This is a genomic window from Microbacterium sp. GW821-FHT01D02, from assembly GCF_059422585.1.
Genome location: NZ_JBWKXB010000001.1, coordinates 1,627,064 through 1,652,962, shown reverse-complemented (window position 1 = coordinate 1,652,962; position 25,899 = coordinate 1,627,064). Strand labels below are relative to the sequence as shown.

At 70.1% G+C, this 25,899-nt stretch carries 27 protein-coding genes; 16 read left to right on the top strand and 11 right to left on the bottom strand.

Annotation, left to right across the window (positions count from 1 at the left end):
• Window positions 1-4 precede the first annotated feature (4 nt).
• The 5 genes from AC07VM_RS08185 to AC07VM_RS08165 are packed head-to-tail and all read right to left on the bottom strand — an operon-like array spanning window position 5 to window position 5,220.
• On the bottom strand, window positions 5-1,447 hold the full coding sequence (locus AC07VM_RS08185; RefSeq protein WP_494910647.1) for a lipase maturation factor family protein: 1,443 nt from the start codon (window positions 1,445-1,447) through the stop codon (window positions 5-7).
• A gap of 44 nt (window positions 1,448-1,491) precedes the next feature.
• Complete coding sequence (locus tag AC07VM_RS08180; RefSeq protein ID WP_494910646.1) at window positions 1,492-2,700, bottom strand: ABC transporter permease; 1,209 nt, start codon at window positions 2,698-2,700, stop codon at window positions 1,492-1,494.
• Window positions 2,697-3,407 carry an ABC transporter ATP-binding protein gene (locus AC07VM_RS08175; protein WP_494910645.1) on the bottom strand — a complete coding sequence of 237 codons (711 nt, stop codon included), beginning with the start codon at window positions 3,405-3,407 and terminating at the stop codon, window positions 2,697-2,699. The genes AC07VM_RS08180 and AC07VM_RS08175 overlap by 4 nt, the downstream gene beginning before the upstream one ends.
• Complete coding sequence (locus tag AC07VM_RS08170; protein ID WP_494910644.1) at window positions 3,404-4,459, bottom strand: peptidoglycan-binding protein; 1,056 nt, start codon at window positions 4,457-4,459, stop codon at window positions 3,404-3,406. The genes AC07VM_RS08175 and AC07VM_RS08170 overlap by 4 nt, the downstream gene beginning before the upstream one ends.
• Window positions 4,456-5,220 (bottom strand): hypothetical protein, encoded by a 765-nt coding sequence (locus tag AC07VM_RS08165; protein ID WP_494910643.1) that lies wholly within the window; start codon window positions 5,218-5,220, stop codon window positions 4,456-4,458. Before AC07VM_RS08165 ends, AC07VM_RS08170 begins: the two co-directional genes overlap by 4 nt.
• A 136-nt stretch (window positions 5,221-5,356) precedes the next feature.
• Between AC07VM_RS08165 and AC07VM_RS08160 the strand changes: the two genes are divergently transcribed.
• A complete protein-coding gene (locus AC07VM_RS08160) occupies window positions 5,357-6,022 on the top strand; it encodes a response regulator transcription factor (protein ID WP_494910642.1) in 666 nt (221 codons plus the stop codon).
• Window positions 6,023-6,027: 5 nt separating this feature from the next.
• On the top strand, window positions 6,028-7,305 hold the full coding sequence (locus AC07VM_RS08155; protein ID WP_494910641.1) for a sensor histidine kinase: 1,278 nt from the start codon (window positions 6,028-6,030) through the stop codon (window positions 7,303-7,305).
• A gap of 221 nt (window positions 7,306-7,526) precedes the next feature.
• Here the strand turns inward: AC07VM_RS08155 and AC07VM_RS08150 are convergent, their stop codons facing one another.
• The 4 genes from AC07VM_RS08150 to AC07VM_RS08135 form a co-directional block, all read right to left on the bottom strand.
• Window positions 7,527-8,435, bottom strand: a complete 909-nt coding sequence (locus tag AC07VM_RS08150) for a glycine betaine ABC transporter substrate-binding protein (protein WP_267416752.1) — start codon at window positions 8,433-8,435, stop codon at window positions 7,527-7,529.
• Between the two features lie 52 nt (window positions 8,436-8,487).
• Window positions 8,488-9,483 carry an ABC transporter permease gene (locus AC07VM_RS08145; RefSeq protein WP_494910640.1) on the bottom strand — a complete coding sequence of 332 codons (996 nt, stop codon included), beginning with the start codon at window positions 9,481-9,483 and terminating at the stop codon, window positions 8,488-8,490.
• Window positions 9,483-10,784, bottom strand: coding sequence for a quaternary amine ABC transporter ATP-binding protein (locus tag AC07VM_RS08140; RefSeq protein WP_267416750.1), 1,302 nt, complete (start codon window positions 10,782-10,784; stop codon window positions 9,483-9,485). Before AC07VM_RS08140 ends, AC07VM_RS08145 begins: the two co-directional genes overlap by 1 nt.
• Before the next feature lie 337 nt (window positions 10,785-11,121).
• On the bottom strand, window positions 11,122-12,327 hold the full coding sequence (locus AC07VM_RS08135) for a class I SAM-dependent methyltransferase (RefSeq protein ID WP_494910639.1): 1,206 nt from the start codon (window positions 12,325-12,327) through the stop codon (window positions 11,122-11,124).
• 90 nt (window positions 12,328-12,417) lie between these two features.
• Between AC07VM_RS08135 and AC07VM_RS08130 the strand changes: the two genes are divergently transcribed.
• The 7 genes from AC07VM_RS08130 (at window position 12,418) to AC07VM_RS08100 (ending at window position 18,995) form a co-directional block, all read left to right on the top strand.
• On the top strand, window positions 12,418-13,410 hold the full coding sequence (locus AC07VM_RS08130; RefSeq protein WP_494910638.1) for an ABC transporter ATP-binding protein: 993 nt from the start codon (window positions 12,418-12,420) through the stop codon (window positions 13,408-13,410).
• Window positions 13,407-15,032 (top strand): ABC transporter permease, encoded by a 1,626-nt coding sequence (locus AC07VM_RS08125; protein WP_494910637.1) that lies wholly within the window; start codon window positions 13,407-13,409, stop codon window positions 15,030-15,032. The genes AC07VM_RS08130 and AC07VM_RS08125 overlap by 4 nt, the downstream gene beginning before the upstream one ends.
• Before the next feature lie 10 nt (window positions 15,033-15,042).
• On the top strand, window positions 15,043-15,552 hold the full coding sequence (locus AC07VM_RS08120) for a GbsR/MarR family transcriptional regulator (RefSeq protein ID WP_494910636.1): 510 nt from the start codon (window positions 15,043-15,045) through the stop codon (window positions 15,550-15,552).
• Between the two features lie 180 nt (window positions 15,553-15,732).
• Window positions 15,733-16,122: a GntR family transcriptional regulator gene (locus AC07VM_RS08115; protein WP_494910635.1), complete on the top strand. Its 390-nt coding sequence runs from the start codon at window positions 15,733-15,735 to the stop codon at window positions 16,120-16,122.
• Window positions 16,119-17,033 carry an ABC transporter ATP-binding protein gene (locus AC07VM_RS08110; protein ID WP_494910634.1) on the top strand — a complete coding sequence of 305 codons (915 nt, stop codon included), beginning with the start codon at window positions 16,119-16,121 and terminating at the stop codon, window positions 17,031-17,033. The genes AC07VM_RS08115 and AC07VM_RS08110 overlap by 4 nt, the downstream gene beginning before the upstream one ends.
• Window positions 17,033-17,719 (top strand): hypothetical protein, encoded by a 687-nt coding sequence (locus AC07VM_RS08105; protein ID WP_267416740.1) that lies wholly within the window; start codon window positions 17,033-17,035, stop codon window positions 17,717-17,719. The genes AC07VM_RS08110 and AC07VM_RS08105 overlap by 1 nt, the downstream gene beginning before the upstream one ends.
• 166 nt (window positions 17,720-17,885) lie before the next feature.
• Window positions 17,886-18,995, top strand: coding sequence for an FUSC family protein (locus AC07VM_RS08100; RefSeq protein WP_494910633.1), 1,110 nt, complete (start codon window positions 17,886-17,888; stop codon window positions 18,993-18,995).
• Between the two features lie 4 nt (window positions 18,996-18,999).
• Here AC07VM_RS08100 and AC07VM_RS08095 read toward each other — a convergent pair whose 3' ends face one another.
• Window positions 19,000-19,590: a winged helix-turn-helix domain-containing protein gene (locus tag AC07VM_RS08095; RefSeq protein WP_267416738.1), complete on the bottom strand. Its 591-nt coding sequence runs from the start codon at window positions 19,588-19,590 to the stop codon at window positions 19,000-19,002.
• A gap of 74 nt (window positions 19,591-19,664) precedes the next feature.
• On the opposite strand from AC07VM_RS08095, the gene AC07VM_RS08090 reads away from it, so the two are divergent.
• Entirely contained in the window at window positions 19,665-21,038 is a 1,374-nt protein-coding gene (locus tag AC07VM_RS08090) for an MFS transporter (RefSeq protein ID WP_494910632.1), read from the top strand.
• Between the two features lie 24 nt (window positions 21,039-21,062).
• Here the strand turns inward: AC07VM_RS08090 and AC07VM_RS08085 are convergent, their stop codons facing one another.
• Window positions 21,063-21,281: an SCO4848 family membrane protein gene (locus AC07VM_RS08085; RefSeq protein WP_494910631.1), complete on the bottom strand. Its 219-nt coding sequence runs from the start codon at window positions 21,279-21,281 to the stop codon at window positions 21,063-21,065.
• Window positions 21,282-21,457: 176 nt separating this feature from the next.
• Here AC07VM_RS08085 and AC07VM_RS08080 point away from each other — a divergent pair, with 176 nt between their 5' ends.
• The 6 genes from AC07VM_RS08080 to AC07VM_RS08055 all read left to right on the top strand — a co-directional run bounded on the left by AC07VM_RS08080 (window position 21,458) and on the right by AC07VM_RS08055 (window position 25,852).
• Window positions 21,458-21,994: a MauE/DoxX family redox-associated membrane protein gene (locus AC07VM_RS08080; RefSeq protein WP_494910630.1), complete on the top strand. Its 537-nt coding sequence runs from the start codon at window positions 21,458-21,460 to the stop codon at window positions 21,992-21,994.
• Between the two features lie 25 nt (window positions 21,995-22,019).
• On the top strand, window positions 22,020-22,712 hold the full coding sequence (locus tag AC07VM_RS08075) for a hypothetical protein (protein ID WP_494910629.1): 693 nt from the start codon (window positions 22,020-22,022) through the stop codon (window positions 22,710-22,712).
• A gap of 13 nt (window positions 22,713-22,725) precedes the next feature.
• Window positions 22,726-23,007 (top strand): hypothetical protein, encoded by a 282-nt coding sequence (locus tag AC07VM_RS08070; RefSeq protein WP_494910628.1) that lies wholly within the window; start codon window positions 22,726-22,728, stop codon window positions 23,005-23,007.
• 137 nt (window positions 23,008-23,144) lie between these two features.
• Window positions 23,145-23,771 carry an RNA polymerase sigma factor gene (locus tag AC07VM_RS08065; RefSeq protein ID WP_494910627.1) on the top strand — a complete coding sequence of 209 codons (627 nt, stop codon included), beginning with the start codon at window positions 23,145-23,147 and terminating at the stop codon, window positions 23,769-23,771.
• Window positions 23,768-24,223, top strand: coding sequence for a hypothetical protein (locus AC07VM_RS08060; protein ID WP_494910626.1), 456 nt, complete (start codon window positions 23,768-23,770; stop codon window positions 24,221-24,223). The genes AC07VM_RS08065 and AC07VM_RS08060 overlap by 4 nt, the downstream gene beginning before the upstream one ends.
• Before the next feature lie 57 nt (window positions 24,224-24,280).
• Window positions 24,281-25,852, top strand: a complete 1,572-nt coding sequence (locus AC07VM_RS08055; protein ID WP_494910625.1) for a S8 family peptidase — start codon at window positions 24,281-24,283, stop codon at window positions 25,850-25,852.
• Window positions 25,853-25,899: the final 47 nt, after the last annotated feature.

The window sequence follows — 25,899 nt, the reverse complement described above, 5'->3', positions numbered from 1 at the left end:
CACCTCACCGCAGCCCGAACGGCCCGAGCACCTCACGGCGACCCGTGCGCACCCAGATCGCCCCATCGACGCGCTTCTCGGCACGGGTGGCGAACCGGTATCGGTAGGACACGGCACGCACCCACCGGGGCCGCTCGCCGTCGAACGGATCGACCCTCAGCAGCGCGAGCGTCGGAGCGTCCGCCTCCAGCAACCGCACCAGGAACGCGGTGAACCAGTCATCCAGCGAGCGCCCGAGCGGCAGGAACCACATCAGCCAGTCGAGGCGCAGGTGATACGGCGCGAACTGTCGCGGCAGCCGGCGCACCTCACCGGGCTTGCCCCGGAACTCGTACTCGCGCCACTCCCTCCCCTCCTCGTCGACCGAACCCTCGACGACGATCTCGATCCGCTCCTTCGTGACCGTGCCGAAGGCGCCGTACGCATTGCCGAGTTGCCAGCGGTTGAAGCTCGCGTTCATGAGCTGCCGTCGGGCGAAGAGGTTGCGCAGGGCCGGCACGCTCACCACGACGTAGAGCAGCCCGACAGCCGACGTGATCACGACCCAGTACAGCGGGAACGCACCCTCACGCTCGTCGCCCGAGGGCAGTCCGATCGCGGAGAAGGCGACGATCATGGTCGCCGCGTTCAGCCAGGCGAAGTTGCCCGTCAGGACGAGCCACGCCTGCGTGAGGATCACGACGGATGCCGCGACGGCGCCGACGATCTGCGGCACCGGCCCGGGCACCCACAGCGACAGCAGCGGCGCGAAGAGGAAGAACGGCACCACCAGCTGCGCGACGTGATTGGCCACGACCTCGGCCCGATGGAACCAGCCCGGCAGCAGGTGCGCCTGCCGACTGAGTGGTCCCGGCATCGGCTGCGTCTCGTGGTGGTACATCAGGGCGGTCAGGTCGCGCCACTCGCGTCCGCCGCGGATCTTGATCATCCCGGCACCGAACTCCAGCCGGAAGAGCAGCCACCAGAACAGCACGATCACGACCGTGGGCGGCGGCTGGTCGTTCGAGCCGAGGAACGCCGCGAGGAACCCGCCCTCCAGCAGCAGCATCTCCCACCCGAACGAGTAGAAGGTCTGCCCGATGCTGACGATCGACATGTAGCCGAGCCACAGCGCCAGGAAGCACAGCATCGACACCCACGGCGGCCCCCACTGCGGGATGCCGACGACGAGGACGGCTGCCACCATGATCCCGGCGACGCACAGCAGCATGAGGCGGCGGTCGGTGTAGCGGATGCGGGTGAACAGCGTCGGATGCAGCATCCGTCGCCGCGCCCGATTCGCGCCGACCCACTCGAGGAGCTCCGGTGCGGGGAGCAGCCCGTGCTCTCCGAGGAGCGGACGGAACTGGTTGAGGCTCGACACGAACGCGACGAGGTACAGCGCCGCGATGCCCCTCTGCAGGACCTCGCGCGCGAATCCGAAGTCGACCGCCGCGAACCCGTCCACGGCCACAGGCTACGCCCGTGAGCGCGGACGGGTCCGGAGCCCGGTCAGACCGTCCGCAGGGCCGCGGTGGGCGACAGCCGTGCCGCGCTCACCGCGGGGTACAGACCCGCGATCACTCCGACCACCAGCGCCACGACGGGGCCGCCGACGAGCACCACCAGGGGGATCGTCACCGCCTGCCCCTGGATCGAGGCATAAGCGACGACGCCGAGCGCCCCGCAGATCACCCCGGCGATGCCCCCCAGGCCGCCGAGCACGATCGCCTCCGCCACGAACTGACCCGCGATCTGCCCCGAACGCGCGCCGAGCGCCCGCCGGAGTCCGATCTCGCCGCGCCGCTCCAGCACCGCCACCACCATGGTGTTGGCGATGCCGATCCCTCCGACCAGCAGAGCGATCGCGGCGAGACCGACCGCGAGGCCGGACAGCGAGTCATCCGCGGTGTCCCGTGCGCCGGCGAGGTCGCCGAGCCCGGTCACCTGCACGTACGGGGACGACGGATTCGCCGCACGGGCGATCGCGTCGCGGATCTTCTCCCCGGTGTCGCCATCGGCCATCCGCACGTAGATCGAGGCGATCGTGTCGTCCCCCTTCGCCGACACGTGCTCAGCCGCCCAGTGGTCGCCGAGGAAGGCGCTCGCGTCGATCGACTCGGCGAGACCGGCCGAGTCGAGGATCCCGATCACGGTGTACCACTGCTCCCCGATCCACACCCGCACCCCCGGTTCCGTGATGCCCATCCGCGCAGCGGCCGCCGCTCCGAGCACGGTCACCGGCAGCGAACGGTCGGTCTCGTCGAACCAGGCGCCCTTCGCCACCGACCCCTCGACCGACGACAGGAAGTCGGGGCTCGCGGCATACGCGGTCAGCCCGTTGCCCTGACTCTTCGGCATGAGGTCGTTGCGGTACACCCCGGTGCCGTCCGGCACCTTCTCGAGCACCCCGACCTCCTCGACGCCGTCGACCCGCTCGATCATCCCGGCTGCCGATGCGGGCAGCGCGACCGGTTTGTTGTCCGGCCCGTATCCGGGCTGCACCACGATCATGTTCGCCCCGAGCGCGTCGAGCTTCGCCAGGAGCTCCGCCTGATTCGACGCGGCGATGCCGGTGATGGCCGTGAGCGCCGCGATGCCGACCGCCACTCCGAGCGCCGACAGGGCCGTGCGCATCTTGCGGCTGCGCGGCCCGATGAGCGCGGTGCGGATGCTGTCGCCGACGCTGAGCCGCGGCATCCGCTCCCCCCTGCGCCTCATGCCGCGACCTCGTCCCGCTCGCGCGCACCCGTGTCGCTCACGATGCGTCCGTCATGGATGCTGACCTGCCGCTGCGTGCGCTCGGCGATGTGCCCGTCGTGCGTGATGATCACGACCGCGGTCCCGGAATCGGCGATCGAGGTGAGCAGCTCGAGGATGCGCTCGCCGGTCGTGGAGTCGAGCGCTCCGGTCGGCTCGTCGGCGAACAGCACCGACGGGCTCCCCACGATCGCCCGCGCGATCGCCACACGCTGCTGCTCCCCGCCGGAGAGCTGCCCCGGCCGGTGCTTCATGCGGGCGCCCAGGCCGACACGTTCCAGGGCGGCCGCGGCACGCACCGCACGCTCGGCGACCGGCACCCCGGAGTAGAGGAGTCCGAGCGCGACGTTGTCGACCGCGCTCAGCGCCGGCAGCAGGAAGAACTGCTGGAACACGAACCCGATGCGGCGAGCGCGCAGGACCGCGCGCTCGCGCTCCGGCAGCGCCGCGGCATCCGTGCCGTCGATCAGCACGGTGCCGCTGGTGGGGTCGTCGAGGGTGCCCATGATCGAAAGCATCGTGCTCTTCCCCGATCCTGATGCCCCCACGACGGCCACCAGCTCGCCGCTCTCGATCGCCAGACTCATGCCGTGCAGCACGCGCAGCGGCGGGTTGCCGGGATACTCCTTCACGACGTCGACGAGCTCGACGACGGTGTCCGGCGTCATTGCGCCACCACCACGGCGTCGCCCGCGGCGAGGTCACCGCCCGTGACCTGCACCTTGGTGTCGGCGATCAGACCGACCTCGACGGCGACGCGCTCGACCTTGCCGCCCTTGCGCAGGACGTCGACCGCGTAGCCGCCGTTGGTCGTCGCGACGAGGGCGGTGACCGGCACCACGAGGGCGTCCTTCACCTCCGAGGTCGCGAACACCACCTTGACCGCACGCAGCCCGATGCCCTCCGCGACGGCCGGGTCGTCGAACTCGATGTTCGCGGTGGCCGGCGTGGTCTCCCCCTCCTTCCCGGTCGGCTGACCGCCCGGGTCCACGGCCGTCACGGTGGCCGGCGCCTCGGTGCCGTCGGGCAGGATCACCGTCACCGGCGTCGCCGGCAGGATCTCGCGCGCCTGGGCATCCGTCAGCTTGGCGACCACCCGGAGCGTGGTGCTCGTGTAGGTGAGCGGGCTCGTTCCCGCCGGGTCGCCGAGCTTGGCCGTGACCGACTCGACGCGAACCGACGCCGCCGTGATCGCGACGACGTCGCCCAGCTTCACCACGCCGTCCTTCGTCACGCCGAGGGACTTCTGCCACGCCTTCACGTTGGCCTCGGTGACCCGCGTGAACTCGTCGTCCACCGTCATGTCCGTGCCGAAACCGAGGTCGGCCAGCGCCTGCTCCAGCTGTCGGACGTCGGGCCCGTCCTCCACGCCGTACCCCAGGTCCCGCCAGAACGGCCGGTCGCCGCGCATGGCGATCACGGGCTTCCCGTCGACCTCGTAGATGGCCTGCCCGACACCGATCACCTCGCCGGCCTTCGGCAGACGCGTGATGGTCCCGGCGCGGCCGGGCAGGGCGATGGACGCCCCGTAGCTGAGACTGCCGTTGAGCCGCAGGTCGGACGTGAGCGTGGTGAGCTCGGCCTCGGCGGTCACCGGCTTCTCCTTCTCGTCCGGCGTCTGGGCCACCGAGCTCCACGGCTGCAGCACCGCCAGCGTCACCGCCGCCGCCACGAGCAGCACCCCGACCGGCGCCAGCACCTTGGTCAGACGGCGGGTCATTCCTCGCCCCCGGACGGGAGCACCGTGGCGACCGAGAACGCGCCCTCGAAGTACTCGCCCATCAGCGCGAACCAGTCGAAGTCGGCGGATTCGATGCTCTCCTGCGTGAACATGGGCGGCATCTCCCCCGCCGAGTCGGCGCAGGCCTCGAGCAGCGTGCGGGCCTCATCCTCCGTCATGCCGACGGGCAGCGTGAGCATGCCGTCCGCGTCGGGGTCGGCGAAGTCCGTGAAGCCGTTGTCCCGCGCGCAGGCGGCGAACGCGAGCCCCGATTCGATGATCTCCTCCGGCGAGATCATCTGCGTCTGCGACCCCGACGCCGAGATGTCGGGCTCCGGCTGCGTGAACTCGGGGACCTTCTCCTCGCACTTCTCCCAGGCCGCGCGCTGACCGCCCTCCTCCGGGTAGCCCGACGCCGCGGTCGACGCCAGCCAGGTGCCGTCGTCGTCCGAGAAGATCATCGACATCGCCATCTCCTCGCCGTCGCCCGCGCCCATCGTCGCGGTGCTGTCGCTCAGCGTGCCGAGGGCTCCCTCGCCCCCGGCGACATCCGGCATCAGCAGCCCCACCTGGCCGCCCTCGACGATCTTCGCGGTCTGACCCTCACCGGTGAGGCAGGTCACGAACCGCGCGGCGGCCGCGTCGTTCGCGCCGTCCTTCGCCTTGTCGTCTCCGGAGGGTGCGGCGCACGCGGCGAGCGCGAAGAGCGCCACGACAGCGGGCATCACCGCCAGCGAACGACGTGCTTTCGAGTCGAACATGACTTTCCCTTTCTCGCGGTCGCAGCTCATCCGCGACGTGCAGTCAGTTCTACGGATGCGGTGGTTTGCTGTGGGTATGACGGCGCCTAACCGGAAACTAACCGCGGAACGCGCACCCTCGGAGACGGGAGGTGCCATGCGACTGCTGCTGGTGGAGGACGAGGCCGACCTGGCCGACACACTGGCCGACGGCCTGCGCCGCGAGGGGTACCTCGTGGACGTCGCCCGTGACGGCGCGAGTGCCCTGACGGCGGCCGCGTCGACCGACGTGGATGTGATCGTGCTCGACCGCGACCTGCCCGTGCTGAGCGGTGACGCGGTGTGCCGCACGCTCGTGGCGCAGGAGTATCCGGCCCGTATCCTCATGCTCACGGCGGCCGGCACCCTCAACGACCGGGTCGAAGGGCTCGACCTCGGCGCCGACGACTACCTCGCGAAGCCCTTCGCCTACCTCGAGCTGCTGGCCCGCCTCCGTGCGCTCGGCCGTCGGGGAGGCTCCACGCGCGTGAACGCGGTCCTGGAGTTCGCGGGCGTGCGCCTCGACGTCGTGCGCCGCGTCGTCGAGCGCGACGGCACCCCGATCCGGCTCACGCTCAAGGAGTTCGGGGTGCTGGAGACGCTGCTGGCGGCGGAGGGCGGCTACGTCAGCTCGGACGATCTGCTGGACGAGGTCTGGGACGAGCCGCAGGAGCGCACCCGCGGGGTGGTCAAGATCGTGGTGCACACGCTCCGCCGCAAGCTCGGCCCGCCCGAGGTGATCCAGTCCGCGGCCGGACACGGCTATCGAGTGGGGACGACATGAGACGGATGAGCTTCCGCACCCGGTTGGTGATCATCATCGCCGGAGTGTTCATCGCCGCGGGCGCCGCCCTGCTCGCGGTGCAGTATCTGGTGGTGCAGCAGCTGTTCGCCTCCGCCATCGACACCACGGCCGCGAGCTGCGTCCCGGCGCTGTCGCTCACGAGCATCGCCGAGGGGACGGCCGCGACCTCGGGGACCGACATGAGCGACGTCGCGCCCCTCAGCGACAGCAGCGGCCTGGTGTACGGGACCATCAGCACCGGATGCAGCTACTTCGCCCAGACCGCCGACGCCGCCCAGTTCCAGACGGCCACGCCGATGCAGACGCTGTCCCTGGACGCGGTCGAGGGCGCAGTCCTGCAGCAGTCCACGTTCCTCGCCGACGAGGTCGGCGGGGGACTGCTGCTGTGGTCGGTCGTGGTCCTCGTGGCCTTCACCGGTGTCGCCGGAGCGATCGCGTTCTGGCTCGCGCGACGGTCGCTCGACCGCATCGGAGAGGTCACCGCCACCGCGCGGGACATCTCCGCGCACGACCTCGGACGGCGGCTGGATCTCCCGGGTCCCGACGACGAGATCAAGGAGCTCGGCGACACCATCGACGGGATGCTCGACCGGCTGCAGTCCGCCTTCACCGCCCAGGACCGCTTCGTGGCGAATGCCTCACACGAGCTGCGCACCCCGCTCACCACGACCCGCACCGCACTGGAGATCCCCCTCGAACAGGGGGCCGTGCCGGAAGACCTCCGCGCCAACATGCAGCGCGCGCTGCGGGCCACCGAGCAGAGCGAACGCCTCATCACGGCGCTGCTCGCCCTCGCCCGCGCCCGCACCGGACTGGACGAGGTCGAGCCCGTGGAGCTCAGCGGCCTCATCGAGGACCAGGTCGACGAGCTGGACGTGCAGGAGATCGAGGTGCACGCGAACCTCCGCGAGCTCACGGTCGACGGCGACGCGGTGCTGCTCGCGAGGGCCGTCCGGAACCTGCTCGAGAACGGCATCCGCCACAATGTGCCGGGCGGCGAGCTGTGGGTGCGATCCCGTCGGGAGCGCGGACGCGCGATCGTGGAGGTCGAGAACACCGGGGGCGTGATCGCGCCGGCCACGGTCGAGCTGCTCACCGAGCCGTTCTACCGCGGCGATGCGAGTCGCACGTCCGCGGGACCGGACGGCACCGGCCTGGGGCTCGCGATCGTGCAGAGCATCGCGAAGACGCACGGCGGCGAGGTGCGTCTGCGGGCGCGGAAGGGCGGCGGACTGATCGCCGCGATCGTGCTGCCCCTCTGAGCGCGGGCCGGCGTGGGCGTCTCGTCTCGTCGCTGCGCTCCTCGCTCGACGACCGGGAACCCCGTCGCTCGACGACCGGGAACCTCCTCGCCCAACGACCGGGAACCCCCCTCGCTCCTCGCTCGACGACCGGGAACCCTCGCCCAACGCACGACGACCGGGACCCCTCAGGGCCCCGGTCGTCGAGCGAGCGCAGCGAGACGAGACGTCCCGCCGTCCGATCAGCTGGTGACGGTCCAGTCGAACTGGTCGCCGTACTGCTTCAGCCACTCGTCGACGGCATCCGCTTCCTTGCCCTCGCCGTACTCGTTGACCACGAGGTCCTCGAGCGCGCCGTACTGCTCGTCGTCGAGCTTGATCTTCTCGATCAGCTCGGCGGCCTCGGGGAACTCGTCGGCGAAGCCCTTGGTGCCCAGGAAGTGCAGGCCCTCGGCCTTGCCCATCGCACCCTTCGGGTCTTCGAGGTCCTTCACGGGGAAGGCGTCGTTGGCCCAGAACGGACGCCACAGCGTGACGACGATGTCCTCCTGCTTGTCGGTCGCGGTCTTCAGCTCGGTGAGCATGGCCGCGGTCGACGAGGTGACGAGCTCGTACTCGCCGTCGAGCCCGTACTCGGGCATCATCTTCTGGGTCTGGGCGGTCAGGCCCGCACCCGGCTCGATGCCGTAGATCTTGCCGTCGAAGTCGGCGCCCTTGCCCTTGAGGTCCTCGATCGAGGTCAGCTCGGAGTACTCCGGCACCGCGAGGGTGAGCTTGGCGTTCTCGTAGTACGCGCCCAGGTCCTCGATGTCGTCGCCGTACTTCTCCATGTACGAGGCGTGGGTGAGCTCAGGCCAGGCCGACGGGTACATGTCGACGTCGCCCTGGGCGAGGCCGGTGTACAGCGGTCCGGCCTCGGTGAGCGTCTTCATCTCGACCGTGTAGCCGATCTTCTCGAGCTGGTCCTGCAGCAGGTACGCGGTGCTCAGGCCGTCGGTCCACGAGGGCAGGAAGCCCAGCGTGATCGTGCCCTTGTCCTCGGCGGAGCCGTCGCCGCCACCCGTGCCGCCTGCACCGTCGCCGCTGCAGCCCGCGAGGGTGAGTGCCGCTGCGGCACCGAGCGCTGTGATTGCCAGGATCTTCTTCTTCATGCGATTTCTCTCTCTCAGTTCCGTATGTGTGTTGTTTCGTAGGGGGGAAAAGTCAGTGCACTCCGCCGCCGATGGGCGCCCGACGCGGCGGCGCCTTGATGCGCTCCGCCTCGTCCGCGGCATCCTGCTGCTCGATGGTCTCGGGTGCAGGAGCGGATGCCGTGCCACCGCCCTTCGGCGTGCGGCGACGCTCGATCATGCCGAGCAACGAGGAGCGGTTCTCGCCCGGGGCACCCAGTGCCGCGGTGACCCGGTCGAGGAAGACGGCGATCAGCACGACGCCGAGTCCGGCCTCGACACCCTTGGGGATGTTGATCGTCGAGATCGCCTCGACGACCATCTTCCCGAGGCCGTCCGCGCCGGCCATACCGGCGATGACCGCCATCGACAGCGCGAGCATGATGACCTGGTTGACGCCGGCCATGATGGTCGGCATCGCGAGCGGGAGCTGGATGCCGCGCAGGATCTGGCCCGGCTTCGCACCGAACGCCTGTCCGGCCTCGACCGTCTCGGAGTCGACGCCGCGGATGCCGAGCTCGGTCAGGCGCACGCCCGGAGGCAGCGCGAAGATCACGGTCGCGACGAGGCCGGGGACCACGCCGATGCCGAAGAACACGATCGCCGGGATCAGGTACACGAAGGCCGGCATGGTCTGCATGAAGTCGAGCACGGGCTTGAGCACCGCGCGCACGGTCGAGTTGCGCGCCGACCAGATGCCGAGCGGCACCGCGATCAGCACCGCGATCACGGCGGCCACGAGCACGAGCGCGAGGGTCTGCATCGCGGGGACCCAGAGGTCCATCGCGACGATCAGCCCGAACGACACGATGGTGCCGATGGCGAGCTGCCACGAGCGCACGACCCATGCGATGAGCGCGGCGATCACGATGATGACCGCGAAGTGCGGGGTGAGCAGCATGCGGGTGAGACCGTCGACGAGGAAGCTCATCACGAACGAGATGACGTCGAGCAGACCGTCGAGGTTCGCCTTGATCCAGTCGACGCCGGATTCGATCCAGGTCCCGACGGGGATGCGGAAACCGTCCATCAGCGCACCTCCTCCGTGGTCGTGGCATCCGCCGGTTCGGCGGTCCATCCGTCATCGAGCACGGCGTCGATCTCGGCCTGGGGCATCGGCATCATCGGGAGGAGGATCTCCTCCGTCGCACCGGGGCCGGGGCCCAGGGCGGCGAGCAGCGTCACACGCGGGATCACGCCGGTGAGGCGGCCCTCGGCATCCGTCACCGCGAGGGGCAGCGGCGACTCGACGGCGGGGACGAACAGGTTCATCAGCACGTCGTCCTCGCGCACGCTCTGCAGCACGGGCTTGATGATCGAGTCGAGCGTGGTCGCGCCCTGACGGACGAGCTTGACCGCGTCGCGGTCGGTCACCACGCCGACGAGCTGCCGGTCGCGGCCGACCACGTAGGTGGCCGACATGTAGGCGTCGCGCATCTGACGCAGGGCCGTACGGGGGCCGGCGGTGTGCGGGACGACGGGGCGCGGGCGCTCCATCACGTTCGCGGCGGTGAGCACGCGGGCGCGGTCGACGTCCTGCACGAACTGCTCGACGTAGTCGTTGGCCGGGTCCATCAGGATGTCCTCCGGCGTGCCGATCTGCACGATGCGGCCGTCGCGCATCACGGCGATGCGGTCTCCGAGGAACATGGCCTCGTTCAGGTCGTGCGTGATGAAGACGATGGTCTTCTGCAGCTTCTGCTGCAGTTCGAGCAGCTGCTCCTGCATCTCGCGGCGGATGAGCGGGTCGAGCGCGCTGAACGCCTCGTCCATCAGCAGGATGTCGCTGTCCGCGGCGAGCGCGCGGGCGATGCCGACGCGCTGCTGCATGCCGCCGGAGAGCTCGGAGGGGAGCTTGTCGCCCTGTCCCTCGAGTCCGACCAGCGACAGGATCTCCTCGGCCTTGGCCAGGCGCTCGGCCTTGGGAGTGCCCTTGAGCTCGAGCGGGTAGGCGACGTTCGCGGCGACCGTGCGGTGCGGCAGCAGGGCGAAGTGCTGGAACACCATCGAGATGCGGTCACGGCGGATCTCGCGCAGTCGCGAGGCGGGGATGCCGGTGATCGCGTCGCCGTTCACCGTGACGGTTCCGTCGGTGACGTCGTGCAGCCCGTTGAGCATGCGGATGATGGTGGACTTGCCCGATCCGGACAGGCCCATGATGACGAAGATCTCACCGCGGTTCACGGTGAAGCTGGCGTCGATGACGGCTGCGGTGCCCGCGTCAGCGACGGCGGCGCGGCTCTCACCGGCCTTCAACCGACGGACGGCGGTGCTCGGATTTTTACCGAAAACCTTGTACAGATTGCGCGCTTCGAGAGCGATTTCGGACACGTTTCCCCCGCGGCTCGCCTTCGGGCGGCTGAGCCTGCTTCGGTTACGCCCGGGTGATCCTCACGTGGCCGTTCGACATGATCGCTGTGGCGGCGCTGACGGCGGATTTCGGATCCGCCGCAGAGAGTATCGACCGTACGCCCACGCCTCTTCGCAGCACAGCTCATCGAAAGAAGGACGTGACCGCGGACTGGTCTTCGGACCGTCAGGCCCGCATTCCAACGTAACGAAATGGCCGATCAGGGGCAAATCCCGGCGCGGAGGAGGGCCCGAGTTTCCCCCGCTGACCGGGGGATTGCACGGGCGTTCAACAATCCCTCCACGGGCGGGTCGAGGGTCAGGAATCGGGCGTTTCCGAGGCCCGGACGCTGCGGGTCACCGTGAACTTCGGGGTGCGCTGGAGCTGCGTGGTCGGGCCGATCAGGCGGGCGAGCTCGGGGCGGTATCCGAGCGACGAGTTGTACACCGTGAGGAGTTCCCCGCCGGGTCGGAGCAGGCGCGCGGCGGCCTCGAACAGACGGGTCGCGGCGCCGGTGTGCACGCTCGCGCCGAGGTGGAACGGCGGGTTGAGGAGCACGATGTCGAAGGATGCGTCCGGCAGCGCGGAACCGGCGTCGTCATGCGTGACCGCGACCCGCTCGGAGACCCCGTTCGCCGCGGCCGTCGCCCGGGCGGAGGACACCGCGGCGGCGGAGCGATCGGTCGCCGTCACCCGCGCGTCAGGATGCGCGAGCGCGTACGACACAGCGAGCGCGCCGGTGCCGCAGCCGAGGTCGAGCACCCGCGGCGTCTCCGCTCCGTGGCCCTCGGCCTCCTCGCTCTCCGACCGGTCGCCCTCATCCCCGGGTCGTCGAGCGGGCGAAGCGGGTCGAACCGCCTCTCCACCGAGCACGTCCAACAGCACCCGCGTGCCGATGTCGAGGCGGGCGCCCGCGAACGCCCCGCCGTGCGCGACCAGGGTCAGTCCGTCATGCTGCTCCGTCACCGGGAACGGGGGCTCGGCGGGCACCAGCAGCGGCTGGGACGCGATGATCAGCCGCGACTTCCGCTCCGCGCGCTGAGGTTGCACGTGCGCGAAGCTGCGCCCCAGCACCTCGTTCTGGGTGAGTGTCATGTGCTTCACGCGACCACCCGCGACGAGCACCGCATCGGGCGCGGCCCACCGGGTGACGGCATCCGCGATCTCCTCGAGCTCGGCGAGCGACTTGGGCAGCTGCAGCAGCACGAGCCGGGCGTCGGCGAGCAGGGACTGGTCGAGCTCGTGCGCGGTGAAACCCGTGAGCCCGAGCTCCTCGGCGTTGCGCTGCAGGGCCCGACGACCGGTCGCGAGGTCCTGATGCACCCGGATGCCACGCAGCCCGGCCTGCACCAGGGCCAGGGTGATCGCCCCGTATTCGTCGCCGATCACGACGGTCGCGGCCCCGTCCGCACCGAGCGCGAGCGCCCTCTCGACGAGCAGCAGATCGGTCGCGTCATGCGCCTGGAGGTTGTCCGCCTCGACGTCGGGCCAGCGGCGCAGGCGACTGTAGGGGAACTCCGGCACCTGCCCACTGTACGCGGGGGCCGTAAGGATTTCGCATGCGTTGTTTTCGCAGGATTCACAACTTTGTGAATCGGGCGTACGCTCCCGCGCATGACCACCGTCATCGCCACCCAGAACCTCACCAAGCACTACGGGCACGTGCACGCGCTCGACGGTCTCGACCTGACCGTCGAGCAGGGCCGTGTGCACGGCTTCCTCGGCCCGAACGGCGCGGGGAAGTCGACCACGATCCGCATCCTCCTCGGCCTCGCGCGACGCACCGGCGGCGAGGCCACGGTCTTCGGCGAAGACCCCTGGAACCGCGCGGTCGAGCTGCACCGGCGCATCGCCTACGTGCCGGGCGACGTCAGCGTCTGGCCCAACCTGTCCGGCGGCGAGGCCGTCGATCTGCTCGCCCGGCTGCGGGGCGCCCGCACGAAGGATACGGCGTACCAGCACGAGAAGAAGCGGCTCATGGAGGCCTTCCAGTTCGATCCCCGCAAGAAAGGACGGGCCTACTCGAAGGGCAACCGCCAGAAGGTCGCGCTCATCGCCGCGTTCGCCGTGCCGGCCGACCTCTACATCCTCGATGAGCCCACGAGCGGACTCGATCCGCTGATGGCGGTCATCTTCCAGCGCGAGGTCGCCCGCGCCCACGCGAACGGCGCGACCGTGCTGCTGTCGAGCCACATCATGAGCGAGGTCGAGCAGCTGTGCGACCACGTCTCGATCATCCGCGCGGGCCGCATCGTCGAGACCGGAACCCTCGAGGAGCTGCGCCATCTCACCCGCAGCGACGTGTCGTTCACGCCCTCCGGGGCGACCCTCGAACAGGTCGAGCGCATCCCCGACGTGCACGACGCGACGGCGCAGGGCGAGCGCATCCGTCTCGCCGTCGACAGCGACCGCACGGCCACCGTCCTGCCCGCTCTCGCCGCGCTCGGCATCAGCGACCTGCGTGTGGCTCCGCCCTCCCTCGAAGAGCTGTTCCTCCGCCACTACGGCGACGACCTCGCAACGCTCGAGGCCGCGGAGGACGGCGGGACGGATGACGCGGTCCCCGGCAGTCGCCGTGAGCGCCGCGCCCAGAAGGAGCGTGCATGATGACGCGCTTCGGCGTGCTGCTGCGGCAGCGGCTGCGGCGTGACTGGCTGCAGCTGACCCTGTGGATCGTCGGCACCGCGCTGATGGCCTTCGCCGGGTATGCCGGCGTGAGCCAGTCGTACGCGACGCTGGCCGACCGGCAGAACATCCTGGCCGCGGCCCTCGCGAACCCGGTGATCCTGATGTTCCGCGGACTCCCCTCCGGCACGTCCGAGGGGGCCTTCCTGGCCTTCGAGGTGCTGCCGTGGCTGGCGCTCCTCGCCGCACTGATGAGCACGTTCCTCGCCGTCCGCCACACCCGGGGCGACGAGGAGGCCGGACGCGCCGAGCTCGTCTGGGCGACACCGGCCGGGCGCCGCCTCCCGACGATCGCCACCGTCGTGCACGGACTCCTCGCGAACGTCGTGCTCGCCGTGCTCACGGCCCTCGCCCTGATCGCCACCGGTCTCCCCGCGGCGGGCTCGCTGCTCGCGGGGGCGGCGGCCGGATCGTGCGGCATCGCCTTCCTCGGCATCGCCCTGCTGGCCGCGCAGCTGATGCGCACCTCCCGCGGGGCGAACTCGCTCACGATCTGGATCCTCGTCGCGACGTTCCTGATCCGCGGCATCGGCAACGCCGCCGGGACGCCGAGCGACGACCTGTCGAGCATGACCAGCGCCTGGCCCGCATGGCTCTCGCCGTTCGGCTGGGCGGAGCAGACCCGCCCGTACGACACCGACCTGGTCTGGCCGATGCTCCTCGGACTGGGGGTCGGGCTCGTGCTGGCGGTCGCCTCGGTCGCGCTGCAGTCCCGGCGCGACATCGACGCCAGCTTCGTCGCCGAGCGTCGCGGTCGTGTCTCGGCGCGGCCGGCTCTCGCCTCGCCGCACGCACTGGTCTGGCGGCTGACCTCGGGCTCGATCGTGGGTTGGGCGGTCGGCGGTGCGGTCACCGGCATCCTCGCCACCACCCTGAGCGGACTCGTCGACCAGATCTCGGGAGAGAACCCGGCGGTGGCCGAGATCCTCAAGAAGATCGGCGGCGCGACGGGCGGGCTCGACGAGGTCGTGGTGACGGTGTTCTTCACGCTGCTCGGCATCCTCGCGGCCTGCTGCGCCGTGCAGACGGTCGTGCGCGCGCGGCAGGAGGAGGCCCACGGCACCGCGGAGGCCGTGCTCGCCACACCGGTCGGACGCGTCCGCTGGCTCTCGGACTTCGTGATCGTCGGCATCGTCGCGGTCGCGATCGTGATCGCCGCCGCCGTGCTCGCGGGCTGGATCGGGGTCTGGTCGCGCGGGGGCGACGACGCGCTGTTTCGCATCGTGGCCGTGGCCGGGCTCGGGCAGGCGGTCGCGGCCGCGATCTTCGCCGTGCTGACCGCCCTGGTGTTCGTGCTGCTCCCCCGGGCGACGACCGCGGTGGCGTGGAGCCTCGTGCTGCTGGCGGCCCTGCTCGGGATGTTCGGTCCCCTGTTCGGGCTGCCGGAATGGACCGCGAACCTCTCCCCGTTCGCCGTGACCCCCGTGGTCGACGGAAGCGGCGTGGACGTGCGCGGCCTGTGGTGGCTCGTACTCGCCCTGGCCGCGGGTGGCGCCGCCGCCCTGACCATGATGCGACGCCGTGAGCTCGCGCCCGGCGCCTAGGAGGAGCCCGATGCCCGACGACAGCACCGAGAACTCCGACAGCACCGAGAGCGCTGAGAGCACCGACGCGCACCGCGGGGTCGAACCCGCGGAGCAGGCGGCGGCCATGATGACCGCCGCCGGGATGCCGCGGATGCCGGCACGCGTGATGATGGCGCTGGTCGCCGCCCCCGAAGGCGGGTACACGGCCGCCCAGCTCGGCGAGCGCCTCGGCGTCTCCGCAGCCGCCGTCTCCGGCGCGGTGCGCTACCTGCAGCAGCTGCACTTCATCCAGCGCCGCTCCCGCCCCGGCGACCGCCGCGACCGCTACGAGTTCGTGCACGATCCGTTCTACAGCTCGATCGTCGGCAACATGCCCGTGTACTCGCGCCTCTCGGAGTACATCGACGACATCGCCGCCGAGCACGACGACGACCAGGGCGCCCACGACCGGGCCCTCGAGCTCGCCGAGTTCTTCCGCTTCCTCTCCGTGCGGATGCTGCAGATCGTCGAGGACTGGCGCGCGCAGCGGCGCGACTGACCCCTGCCCCCGGGCCGAAACGGAGACCATCCGCGCGCGCTCCGGCGTGCCGCGCGTCGACGCGCCGCGCCCGGACCCGACGCTCTGGGTTCCGGCACGCGGGACGGAGAGGGGTTGACACCTTCCGGGTTACATGGTTACTTAGTCGAGTAAGTAACCCACCAACCCAGCGGAGGACTCGTGATCGAAGAAGGCAAGCCGCTCTTCCTCCAGATCGCCGAGCAGATCGAGGACTCGATCGTCGACGGCTCGCTCGCCGAGGAGGCTCAGGCCCCTTCCACGAACGAGCTGGCCGCGTTCTACCGGATCAACCCCGCCACTGCAGCGAAGGGAGTCGCCGTGCTCACCGACAAGGGAGTGCTGTACAAGCGCCGAGGCATCGGCATGTTCGTCGCCGACGGCGCCAGGGAGACGCTCCTCGGCGAGCGCCGCACCGCCTTCGCCGACCGCTACATCGACCCGCTCCTCGCCGAGGCCCGCACGCTCGGACTCGGCGCCGACGACCTCGCGGCACTGCTCCGGCAGCGCGCCGCACTGACCACCGACGCAGAAGGGAAGACCCCCGCATGACCGCCGTCATCGAGGTGCAGAACCTCAGCAAGCGCTACAAGGAGAAGCGAGCGCTCGACAACGTGTCGCTCGCCATCGAGGGAGGCGCGATCTACGGCCTCCTCGGCCGCAACGGTGCAGGGAAGACGACACTCATGTCGATTCTCACGGCCCAGAACTTCGAGTCGTCCGGCACCGTGAAGGTGTTCGGCGAGCACCCGTACGAGAACGCGCACGTGCTCAGCCGGATCTGCTTCGTCCGCGAGAGCCAGAAGTACCCGGACGACGCCTACCCCAAGCACGCCTTCAAGGCCGCGAGCCTGTTCTTCCCGAACTGGGACCAGGCCCTCGCCGACGAGCTCATCGCCGAGTTCCAGCTGCCGATGAAGCAGACGATCAAGAAGCTCTCGCGCGGTCAGCTCTCCGCGGTCGGCGTGATCATCGGACTCGCCTCCCGCGCCGAGATCACCTTCTTCGACGAGCCGTACCTCGGACTCGACGCGGTCGCCCGGCAGATCTTCTACGACCGCCTGGTCGAGGACTATGCGGAGCACCCGCGCACCGTCATCCTCTCGTCCCACCTGATCGACGAGGTCTCGAACCTCATCGAGAAGGTCATCGTCATCGACAACGGTCAGATCCTCCTGAACGAGGACACGGATGCGGTCCGCGACCGCGCCGTGACGGTGGTGGGCGATGCCGCCAAGGTCGACGCCTGGGTCGGCACCCGTGAGGTGCTGCACCGCGAGTCGCTCGGCCGCGTGGCATCCGTCACGGTGCTCGGGGCCGTGTCACCGGAGGAGCGCACGCAGATCACCGCATCCGGGCTCGACCTCGCGCCGGTCTCGCTGCAGCAGCTGATCGTCCGACTCACGCAGAAGGCCGAGGCCGACTCCACGAGAGCGTCCGCCACGAAGGAGGAGGTGCGCTGATGCGACGCACGCTCAACGTCATCCGCCTGCAGATGATCAACCGGCAGACCTTCATCTGGGTGCCGCTGATCATCCTCGCCGGAGCGACCCTGATCTCGGTGCTGATCTACGCGATGATCCCGGGCGACGCCCCCAAGTACGGCGGCGGCGGCCAGGCACCCCTCTGGTACTTCTTCGCCATCGGCCTGTCGGCGATGACGCTCACGTTCCCGTTCTCCCAGGCGATGAGCATCACGCGTCGCGCGTTCTTCTTCGGAACGATGCTCACCGCGGTCCTCGCCAGCGCGTTCATGGGCGCTCTGTTCCTGATCGGCGGCGGCATCGAGGTCGCCACGAACGGCTACGGGGTGAACGGCTGGGTCTTCTACCTCCCGTGGCTGTGGGAGGCCGGCCCCGGCGGCGCCTTCGTCGTCTACTTCACCCTCGCGCTCTTCTTCTTCGTGGTCGGCTTCACCGGCGCCACGATCTACAAGAGCTGGGGGCTGACGGTCCTCACGATCGCGTGGATCGCGCTGGCATTGATCCTCGTCGGACTCGTGTACCTCGTGACCCGGCTCGAGCTGTGGGGCCAGGTCTGGACCGGCATCGGCGATCTCGGAGCACTCGGCCTCGCACTGTGGGGCCTCGTCGTCACCGCGGCCCTCATGGGTGTCTCGTTCCTCGCCTTCCGGCGGGCCATCCCGTAGGCGAGCATCGATCCACGACGCCGGTCACCCCTCGGGGTGGCCGGCGTCGTCGCGTGCGCGCTACCGGTACCCCGCCGCGGAAGCAACCCGCTCGCCAGGCGCGGGCCGGACACCTACTCTCGCGGGATCACCTGCCACCGACAGAGCCACCGACAGAGAGGATGCCGTGACGCAGAGCCGCACCCCGCTCCGGGCACGACGCGCGGGCATCGCCCGTGCCGTCCACGACGCCGTCCGCCCCGCGCGCCTCCTGCTCGTCGCGAAGACGACCCTCGCCGTCGGGCTGGCGTGGATGATCGCCCCGCACATGCCGGGCGTCACCGACGACTACCCCTACTACGCGCCGCTGGGTGCACTCGTGAGCATGTATCCCACGCTGATGGGATCGGCGAAGTCGAGCCTGCAGACGCTGCTCGGGCTCGCGACCGGCATCGGTCTCGCCACGATCGTGGTGCTGACGGTCGGACCCACGTGGTGGACGATCCCGGCCGTCGTCGGCGTGGGGGTGCTGCTGTCCGGCACCGGCTGGTTCGGGGTGGGGCGCGAGTACGTGCCGATGGCGGCGCTGTTCGTGCTGATCATCGGCGGGCAGAACGCCGACGACTACTCGCTCGGCTACCTGACACAGACCGCGGTCGGGGTGGCCGTGGGCCTCGTCGTGAACCTGGTGATCGCGCCCGCTCCGCTCACCGTGGCGGCGGCCGGGCGGGTGGCGGCGTTCCGCGCGCAGCTGGCGCAGCACCTGCACGACATCGGATCGGCGGTGTCGGAGTCGTGGCCTCCCGAGCACGAGCAGTGGGCGGACGATGCGGCCTCGCTCGCCGACACCGCGGCCTCGCTCCGGGCGGCCCTGGCGGAGGCGGACGAGAGCCGGCGCGGCAATCCTCGCGCGAAGGGGCACCGGCCTCGGATGCAGCAGAACCACGACGAGCTCGCCGCCCTGGACCGGATCGCCCACCTCATCCGCGACATCTCCGACGAGATCGCGGACACCATCTGGGAGAGGACGGGCGCCCTGGAGCTCGACCCCGCCCTCCCGGACCCGCTGTCCGCCGCGTGTCATGCCGTCGCCGACGTGATCGCGCAGGGTGACGCCTCGTCGAGTGCGGAGCATCGCGCCCGGGGCGAGGCCGCGCGCGCCATCCGCCTCCTCCTCGAGACCGTCGACGACCGCACGATCGACGTCCGCCGCTCGATGGGCCCCGGCGTTCTGACCGCCATGCATCTGCGCCGCATCCTGATCCTGAGCGGCACGCCGGCGCGGCGCGAGGAGTAGTCCGTCAGATCGTGTCGTCGGCGGCGATCACGTCGACCTGCCAGTAGCGGCCGTCGGGGTCGGCGCTGTCGTGCGCCTCTTCGGCGGCGGTCAGGATGTCGTTGAACTTCACCATCGCATCGTCGAACTCGGACTCGGTCAGCCGGATCGTGCGCTGGGTGAAGGCGGCGTGCACCTCGGTCGTGCGTCCCGCGACGTACTCGGGGGTCCAGGCGGTCACCCGGCGCAGCAGATCCTGGTGGTCTTCCACCAGCGCGGCGATCACGGCGCTGCCGAGCTCCTCGTCGGCGACCGGGCTCTCCGGGCCGCCCACGTTCAGTGGCCCTTTGTGCCCGGTCCAGACGCGGTCGCGGCGGTCGCGGGCCTTCTCGGGCGCCTCCTCGATGAGACCGGCATCGGCGAGCGCGCGCAGATGGAAGCTCGCGCTGTTGGCCGGCACACCGAGTTCGGCGGCGATGTCGGCCGCACGGAGGAAATCCCGCCGCGAGAACAGGCGGATCATCTGTCGCCGCAGGGGGTGCGAGTAGGCCTTGAGCATGGCCGAGGTCATCCAGACGGGATCCTCGCTCGTGCCTTTCGCGGTGTCCTCCGTCATGTGCCGATCTTACCCGCACCCGAAATTGCGCAATAGAACTTGCGCAATTGTTCTTGCGCATCTACTCTCGACGCATGACCACCGCGACCGAGCCCCACCGCCTCTGGCGCAACCCCCGCTACCTCACGTGGCTGGTGAGCGACACGAGCAAGGGCCTCGCGGGCGCCCTGTTCGGCTTCGCGATCCCGCTGCTCGCTCTCATCGTGACGAACGACCCCGCACAGGCGGGCATCATCGGCGGCGCGGGGATGGTGGCGCGGCTCCTGATGACTCTCGCCGGAGGAGTCCTGGCCGACCGCCACCGCCGCATCGCGCTGATGCTCCTCGGGTCGCTCATCGGCATCGTGCTCGCGGGCGGCTTCACCCTCCTCGCCCTCGGCGATGCGATGACCTTCGGCTCTCTGCTCGTGATCGATGTGCTCCTCGCCGCCCGCAGCGGACTCTTCGACGTCGCCGGTGAGAGCGCGATCAAGGAGATCGTCCCCGACGATGCGATGGGGCGGGCGCAGGCCGCGAACCAGGGGCGGGATGCCGCACTCCAGCTCGCAGGAGGACCGCTCGGCGGCCTCCTGCTGGGTGTCGGCGGCTGGCTGGTCGGCGCGGTGATGACGCTGTGCCACGCGATCGCCGCCCTGACCGCGTGGATGCTGGGCCGCCAGGCCCGGCGCGCGGGGCTGGTCGACACGGGAGCCGCGGACGAGAACGCAGACGATCCGGATGACCCGCGGCGTGTCGTGGCTGAACACGCCGTCGCCGCGACGGATGACCTGGGTTTCGGCGCCCCGACGGCCCCGGCGACGAAGCCGAATGCCTGGGCGGAGCTGCGTGAGGGATTCCGCTGGCTGCTGTCCCGGCCCGACCTCGGCGGCGTGCTGCTCATCACCACGGTCATCAACCTCGGCTTCAACGCCGCCATCACGACCGCGATCTACGCCCTGCAGCAGGCCGGGTACTCCACGCTGCTGATCGGCACCCTGAGCGCCGCGATCGGGGCCGTGATGCTGGTCGGAGCCGTGTTCTCCCCGCTGCTGGTCCCGCGGATCAAGGCCGGCGTGCTGACCATCGCCGGACTCTCGGTGGCGTCGGTCGGCGTGATCGTGCTGTCGATGGTGACGTCACCGTGGGCGATCGGGATCGTCCTCGGAGCGTCCGTGCTCCTCGTGCCCGCCCTCAACGCGGGGATGATGGGCTACTTCATGGTCGCCACGCCCAGCCACCTGCTCGGCCGGGCCAACAGCGCCGCGGGCGTGCTCGGCATGGGGGCCATGCCGCTCGCGCCGCTGATCGCCGGCTTCGGTCTCGCCTGGGTCGGCCGCGAGTGGACGATCCTGTTCTGCGCCGTGCTCTGCCTCGTCGCCGTGGTGCTCGCCGTGAGCAACCGGGCGCTGCGGGCGCTGCCCGTGGAGGCGGGCTGGGCCGCGCACGCGAAGCAGTTCGAGTCGGCCTGACCCGCGTCCCGGAGCGGTACGGCGCTAGAGCGCGCCGGTCAGCGCCGCGATGCCCGCGATCGCCGCGACGAGGGCGAGCACGAGCGCGATCGCGATGAGGACGGCGTGCACCTTCAGGAACGCGGTGGCCTTGCCGTGCTCGTCCCGCGCCCGCGGATCCCGGGCGACGCGCTTGTAGAACTGCGGCCAGACGAGGGCGTTGAAAGCGGCGTTGAGGAAGAGGAGGACGGCGAGGACGATCACCCCTCAACGCTACCGACATCAGCCACGGCACCCGACCGCGTATCCCGCGATGGCCGACGGCCACGGCGCGCGGGCACCGCTTCATGTCCCCCAAAGAGAGGACATCTCTTTGGGGAGAACGCGGGTATGCTCGGCGTGTAACACATTAGAAGTTACCTGCTCTAGAAAGACGTGACGTGGCCGTAGTCAACTACTCTCTCGCTGCGTTGGTCGGGCTTGTTCTGGTCGTCACTGGCGCAATCAAGCTGCGGGAGGGACGACGCGCGCTCGGCGAGTCCATTGAGGCATTCCGAGTGGTTCCAGCTTCGCTGGTGCGCCCGATCGCAGCTGTCCTCCCGCCAATCGAACTCGCCATCGGGATCTGTCTCCTCGGTGGAGTTGCTGGCCCTTGGTGCCTCACGGCCGCGGGGCTCATCGTGATCTATACCGCGTCAGTCATCTCCGTTGTCGTCCGGAAGATCTCGACCGAATGCGGGTGTTTCGGCTCAGTTCTCAAATCGCAAGCCAATTGGGTCGTGGTCGGGCGCAACGCCGTCCTCTTGATCGCTCTTCTTCCTTCCCTCGCCCTCCCCACCTTGACTCTTTTCGACGCATGGATCGGATGGGGGCTTATCGGTCTGGGAACCGTCGTCGGGCTAGCTCGAATGCTCGCACCAGACCGGCCCGCCGCAGAACAGCTAACTGAGGAGGCATCGCGACTCGAAGTCGAGTAGCGATGCACCAGATTGGAGATTCATCGTGAACATGAAACGCAGATCCTTCATTGGTATCGGCATCGGGGGCCTCGCAGCAATGGTGTTTCCTGAGCTCGCAAGCGGCAGCACGCGGGCTTCCACAGCGAAGGACCCTGACGCCGAGGTGCCCCGGCAGTGGCAGCCGAGAGATGCGAGAGCTGCGACCAATGAGGAGCGCGCCAAATACCTTCCTCTCTTCGAAAGCGACCTTGAGAGTATGGAACGCAGCTATGGGGCGCGCATGGAAGGTGAGCCGCTGCCCATGTCGGTCGCCACGAGCGTATACGGCACGGTCGTGGCCCTCGGTGCCGCGTTGGTCACATCACGCGTCTACGCCCGGCACGTGGAGCTCGCCCCCGACGGAACGGTAGTGCGGACAGCGACAACAACTTTCGCAATCTCCGGGGATGCAAAGAATATGACCCTGGATTCCATCGGGCCCGATGCGCGCTCGGCGGTGAAGAGCAGAGCTCAGTTCGACGCGAGGACCGCTACGGCCGCAAAGGCCTGCCCTCCCGGGAAGCACTCCTGCCGTACCTGTTCCGATCTGAACAGGGTAGGGGTACTGACCTGTTGTGGTGGCTGCGCATGGGCGGCAGCCAACCCGATTGCGCTGTTGTCCTGCGTCATCATCATGTGCTCGCTGTGCGCCTCACAGAACTGTCGGCGGTGGACCTATGCGTGCTGCGGCGTCTGAGCGGGAGCAGATCGTGACCGCCGGTGCTGACGGCCGACGCAAGCAAGCTCAGCGGTGGGTGCTTCTGGCATCGACGCTCGCGTTCAACGCCTTCGCGACGTGCTACTACGTCGCGGTTGCCGTGATCAGGAACCCCGTAGTGCTGGCGGTCGGCCTTGCGGTCTTGTGGGCTGTCTGGGCCGCGTCGCTGATCATCACCCTGACGGTGCGCCCAGCGACGCGTGTCGACCGGCTAGTGGGCAGGGCCGTGCCGGTGTGCCTCGTCATCAGTGTGGGACTGTACTTCCTGGTCTGAGCACTACTCGCCACTCCCGGCGGCCAGGTGCACCTCGTCGGCAACCGCGGATACGCCGTCTCTCGACGATGCGAGCCCGCGACATGTATCAGAAAGCTCTTGCCGCGCTCCTGGTAGATGTGATCACAATGGGCTTCATGATCGACGGTGCACCCGGCGCCGCTCTCGATCCTGCCTCGGACGACGGGCGCGCACGCTGGGAGCGCGCGGCGGACCTCTTCGACGCATGGCGCGAGGGCGACTCGCGCGCGATGGACGAGCTGGTACGGCTGATGACCCCCGTGCTCTGGCACGTCGTGCGGGCGTACGGGCTGGAGCGCACGCTCGCCGAGGACGTCGTGCAGACCACCTGGCTGCAGCTCGTGCGCGGCCACGGATCGATCAGCGACCCGCGTGCCGTGTCCGCCTGGCTCACGACCACCGCCCGCCGGGAGGCGTGGAAGGTCGCGAAGGCACACGGGAAGGTCGACACCACCGATGCGGACGACCTCGACACCCTGCTCCCCGAGCAGGCCTCCGCCGAGGAGCACGCGACACTCGGCGACGAGAACCGGCGCCTGTGGATGGCCGTGCGCCGTCTGAACGAGCGCTGCCAGAAGCTGCTCCGCGTGATCGCGTTCGAGGACCGCCCGGACTACGCGCGGATCGCGGCCGACCTCGCGATGCCGATCGGAAGCATCGGCCCGACCAGGAATCGGTGCCTCGCCAAGCTGCGGGCCCTGCTGGACGCACCACCGACCGCACAGGCAGGGGGTTTCGCATGACCGAGCAGGAAGACGCCCGGATGTTCGCCCGACTCCGCTCGCTGTGGGGCGAGGTCGACCCGATGCCCGCCGGCCTGATCGACCGCATGGTCGCCGCGGTGGCCGCCGAGGGGCTGAACCGGGAGTATGCGCTGCTCACCCTGGTCGAGGGGCAGTTCGGTGCGGTGCGGGGCGAGGCCGATGCGCTCACGCTGCAGTTCAGCGACGGATCCACGAGCATCCTGCTGCACGTGACGAGCACCGCGTCCGGCCGGCGCCGGGTCGACGGATGGGCTGACGCCGCCGCCGCGGAGATCGTGCTGACCCAGGGCGAGCGCACGCGCTCGACCTCGCCCGAGGAGACGGGCCGCTTCGTGTTCGACGATGTGCCGCCGGGTCTCACCCGCGTGCACCTGACGACCGTGATCGGGGACGAGGCCCGCACGCTCTCGACCCCGCAGTTCGAGCTGTGACCGCGGGCGCCGCCCGTCGATGAGGCCGCGGGGCGACCCGCAGGGAGAGGATGACCCATGGATCAGCCCAAGGGATGGAGCTGGCAGGATCGCGCGGAGGGATCGATCCGGCGTGGCACGGCACTCGATCCGAGCACGGAGCCGGTGGACGGCATCCGCGCCTTCCCGACCGCGTATCTGCCGGAACGGCTGCTGATCACCCGAGCCCTCGGCGACGAGGAGGCCTACGACCGCGAGGTGCGGACGCTGCGCGACGCGGCCGACACCTTCGGCTGGCAGCTCGAGGTGGAGGACGGGACCCGGGCAGCGGCCGACGGCGAGCTGGTCCCGGGGGTTCCCGGCTTCCTGCGCGCCCGACTGCGCACTCCCGATGAGCCGGTCCGCGGCGAGTCCCCCGTCGCGCCGGACGCCTGGCGCGTGCTGCAGCGCGCGCGGCGCATGTCCCGCTCGACGATGCCGCGGACGAGCCTCGACCACGTGCTGTCGATCGACCCCGTGGGGCTGAATCCGTTCACGCGCACCAACCCCTTCACCCGCACCAACCCGTTCACCCGCACCAACCCGGTGCGCGGTGCCGGAGGGGGCGCGGGCGGCAGCGACGACTACCTCGAGCCCGGGCGCGGTGCCCGGCAGCCGGTCACCTGGCTGGGGCCTGCTCCCGTGCGCGGACCTGCTCCGAAGCGCGGGCGGCGACCGGTCGTCGCGGTGCTCGACACCGGATGCGGGGAGCACTCCTGGCTGCCCGCCGACATCGTCACGCGGAAGATCGACCTCGACGGCGTGCCCGTCGGACTGACCGACGACGCGGATCCGGAGCGCTACCCCGACCTGTACGGGCAGCTCGACGGGGAGATCGACGCGGTCGCCGGGCACGGCACGTTCATCGCCGGGCTCATCCGGCAGGCGGCTCCGGATGCCGACATCCTCTCGATCCGGGTGGCCGGCGCCCTCGGTGTGATCGACGAGAGCACGCTGCTGGAGACGATCGCGCAGGTCGTCACGCTGCTGGCCCGGCACCGCGAGGATCCGAAGACCGGCTTCCCGATCGACGTGCTGAACCTGTCGCTCAGCTACTACCACGAGACCCCGACCGACGGCCTGTTCAGCCTCACGCTGCACCAGCTGCTCGCGAAGGCGCGCGAGCTCGGGTGTGTGGTCGTGTGCTCGGCCGGCAACGACGCGATCGACCGTCCGTCGTTCCCGGCATCGCTGTGGCCGTGGCCCGGATCGGACAACGGCATCCGCCCCGACCGGGATGCACCGCTCGTCTCGGTCGGGGCGCTGAACCCCTCGGCCCGATCGGTCGCCCTCTTCTCGAACATCGGCCCCTGGGTGCAGGCCTATGCGCCGGGTGCGGCCGTGGTCAGCACCTCACCCGCGTTCGTCGGGGGCATGCAGGCGTCGACGCGGGCGGACGTCGACGGCATGCGCCGCGAGACGATCGACCCCGACGACTACCGCGGCGGGTTCGCGGTGTGGAGCGGCACGTCGTTCTCGGCACCGTACGTCGCAGGGCGCATCGCGGCGCAGCTCGGTTCCGTGCCGATCGCGGGGGTGAAGCCGGCGGCCGCGGCGAAGGCCGTCGCCGCGGTCCTGAAGACGCTGCCCACGCCCGTCGACCCGGTCTGACCCCCGGGACGGACCGTCCGTACCGATGCGGACGGCCCGTCCTGGGT